Consider the following 3535-nt stretch of genomic DNA (forward strand, 5'->3'; position numbering starts at 1 on the left):
TAAAAATTAATGGGAACTATTTAATTAAATTTATAGATAAATAAGGATGACAAAAAACAAAAAAGGCAGTGAATATTTGGATTTAATGAAAAAGGAATAGAATATTATGAATGTAGTTCAAGAGTTTATAGTGAGGGGAGTGCCTGAGTTAATCAACCTATATTATACTGGGCTGAAAAACTCAGGCTTTTGCCTATTATCCGATAGTCATTAAGCTTGCATTACCACCTGCTGCGGCAGTATTCACACTTAAAGAACGTTCATGCACTAAGCGTTCAATGAGCAAGTTAGTTTCACCACGCTCAAAGCCTTGGACTGAAATAATCGGCCCTTTGCGTTTGGCAATCGCTTCACAAACGTGTTTCAGTTGATCGCAATCTCCGTGATAAATCACACCTTCAATTGGCTCCATTGTGTTTTGCCAATCTTTGGTGAATGATATAGTTTTGCGGACTTTTTCTGGCAGTGATTTAAATAGCTTCTGATGCAGTTCGCTATTTTCCCACAGTGTTTGACAACCACTTGCGAGCACGGCAGATAACTGAGTCAAACAATCACGTTCATTATCGCTAAGGCATAAAATAGTGCCGCGTGGACGCAAGGTGTAGGTGTTCTTTTCACCCGTTGGCCCTGGTAATAAACGTGTTGTACCGGCTTGCGTTAAACGAGCAAATTGTTCAACCGTAGATTGTTCAATTACAGACTGTTCAACATCCGTTTTCTGTTTTTGTACCCATGCAGAAAAAGCTTCAAATGGTGCGAGTAACTCTGCGCGAGCACTTGCGTCCATTGGTAAGTGGCTGTCTTGCTGCTCCAGTGTTTGGCAAACTGCATTCTCAGGACGCTCGCTTAATAAACGGTAGAGATAAAGCGGCCCACCAGCTTTAGGTCCTGTACCTGAAAGTCCTTCACCACCAAATGGTTGTACACCGACAACAGCACCGACCATATTGCGGTTAACATATAAGTTGCCCACTTTCGCTTTAGCAACCACTTGATTGATGGTTTCATCAATGCGGGTGTGAACACCTAATGTTAATCCGTAACCCGCCGCGTTAATTTGGTCAACTAATTGTTCTAATTCATCACGTTTGAAGCGAACAACATGCAGAACAGGTCCGAAAATTTCTTTTTTCAACTCACCAATATTATCTAACTCAATCAGAGTTGGCTTAACGTAGGTTCCTTCGGCTTGTTCTTGCTGATCTTGGCTGTCTGCAAAGACAGCTTGGAAAACGTTTTTACCTTTACTGCGCATTTGTTGAATATGTTGGTCAATATTCTCTTTGGCTTCACTATCAATGACAGGACCAATATCGGTGGAGATGTGTTCAGGATTTCCCATCCGGCACTCTTCCATTGCACCTTTCAACATGCGAATTGTTCGGTCAGCGACATCTTCTTGAACACAAAGAATACGCAATGCGGAGCAGCGTTGACCCGCACTGTCGAATGCAGAAGCGACGACATCGGTGACAACTTGCTCAGTGAGTGCTGAAGAATCAACAATCATCGCATTCAATCCGCCAGTTTCTGCAATCAGAGGCGTTGGGCGACCCTGAGTATCTAAGCGACCCGCAATATTACGCTGCAATAAGCCCGCGACTTCGGTTGAACCAGTGAACATCACGCCACGAACGCGCTGATCGCCGACTAATTTTGCTCCGATAGTTTCACCTTTACCCGGTAAAAATTGCAGAACATCACGAGGAATGCCCGCTTGGTGCATAATGGATACCGCGATAGCACCAATTAATGGTGTTTGTTCCGCAGGTTTTGCCAGCACAGTGTTACCTGCGGCTAATGCAGCTGCGATTTGCCCAGAGAAAATGGCTAATGGGAAGTTCCATGGGCTGATACAAACAACAGGGCCAAGAGGGCGGTGAGTGTTATTATCAAAATCTTCACGGACTTGAGTAGCGTAATAGTTTAAGAAATCAACCGCTTCACGCACTTCAGCAATCGCATTGGCGTAAGTTTTCCCAGCTTCACGCACTAGTACATCCAATAATGGCTGCAACTGTTGCTCCATAATATCGGCAGCACGTAACAGGATAGCTGCACGTTCAGATGGTGGTGTTGCAAACCAAATCGCACCTGCATCAGTGGCGATATTCAGCGCATGTTCAGCTTCTTGTTCGCTGGCTTCACGTACTTTACCCTCGATATCGCGATGGCAGGCTGGGTTGATAATTGCGACGGCTTCAGGTAGCGCTTGTTGTGCCACAAATTCGCCACCCAAAAGTGGTTCTGCGATTTTTTCTTGCGCCGCGGCATTGAGTAATGCGCTCGAGAGTGATGCTAAGCGGTGTTCGTTAGATAAATCTAAGCCCATTGAATTAACACGGCGAGTTCCATACAGGTCACGCGGTAATGGAATTTTAGGGTGTGGTAAGCCAATTTGCCCTTCAGTTTTAGATAGCTCACGAACGTCTTTAACCGGATCAGCAACCAATTCATCTAATGGGATCGTGGCATCCGCAATTCGGTTAACAAACGAAGTGTTTGCCCCGTTCTCTAAGAGGCGGCGAACTAAGTAAGCTAATAATGTTTCGTGGGTACCGACTGGGGCATAAATGCGACATGGTCGGTTGAGTTTACCGTCTGCCACTTTACCAACGACTTGTTCATATAATGGTTCACCCATGCCATGTAGGCATTGGAATTCATATTGACCAGGGTAGTAGTTTTTACCTGCAATTTGGTAGATAGCGGATAGTGTGTGCGCGTTATGCGTCGCAAATTGTGGGTAAATTAAGTTAGGTACAGACAGTAATTTACGTGCGCAAGCGATATAAGAAACGTCGGTATACACTTTGCGGGTATAAACTGGATAACCTTCTAGGCCGTCAATTTGTGCACGTTTAATTTCGCTATCCCAATAAGCCCCTTTTACAAGACGGATCATCAGGCGGCGTTGGCTGCGTTCGGCTAAATTGATAATTGAGTCGATAACAAATGGGCAGCGTTTTTGGTAAGCCTGAATGACAAAACCAATACCGTTCCAGCCAGCCAATTTCGGTTCAAAACACAATTTTTCGAGTAAATCTAACGAAATTTCTAAGCGGTCAGCTTCTTCAGCATCAATGTTGATACCAACATCGTATTGGTGAGCTTGCAAGACTAAAGAGAGTAAGCGCGGATACAGTTCTTCCATTACGCGCTCGTATTGCGCGCGGCTATAACGTGGATGCAGGGCGGATAATTTGATGGAAATACCCGGCCCTTCATAGATCCCGCGTCCATTCGAGGCTTTACCAATTGCGTGGATCGCTTGTTGGTAAGAGACCATATAATCTTGGGCATCTTTCTCGGTTAATGCAGCTTCACCTAGCATATCGTAGGAGTAGCGGAAACCTTTGTCTTCTAATTTACGTGCGTTGGCAAGGGCTTGGGCGATGGTTTCGCCGGTGACAAATTGTTCACCCATCAAGCGCATTGCCATATCCACGCCTTTTCGTACCAGCGGCTCACCACTTTTGCTGATAATGCGATTTAACGAGGAGGATAGTTTTGCTTCGTTGTGGGTAGAGAC

General features: G+C 45.0%; 1 protein-coding gene. It reads right to left on the bottom strand.

All coding sequences use genetic code 11. From position 1 onward, the window contains the following. Nucleotides 1–196: 196 nt before the first annotated feature. Nucleotides 197–3535, bottom strand: a 3339-nt coding sequence (gene putA / locus PSF16_RS16910) for a trifunctional transcriptional regulator/proline dehydrogenase/L-glutamate gamma-semialdehyde dehydrogenase (protein WP_272689753.1), incomplete at its 5' end; no start/stop codon positions are given.

Origin of the sequence: Providencia sp. PROV033 (assembly GCF_028484855.1) — a bacterium.
Lineage (GTDB): Bacteria > Pseudomonadota > Gammaproteobacteria > Enterobacterales > Enterobacteriaceae > Providencia > Providencia alcalifaciens.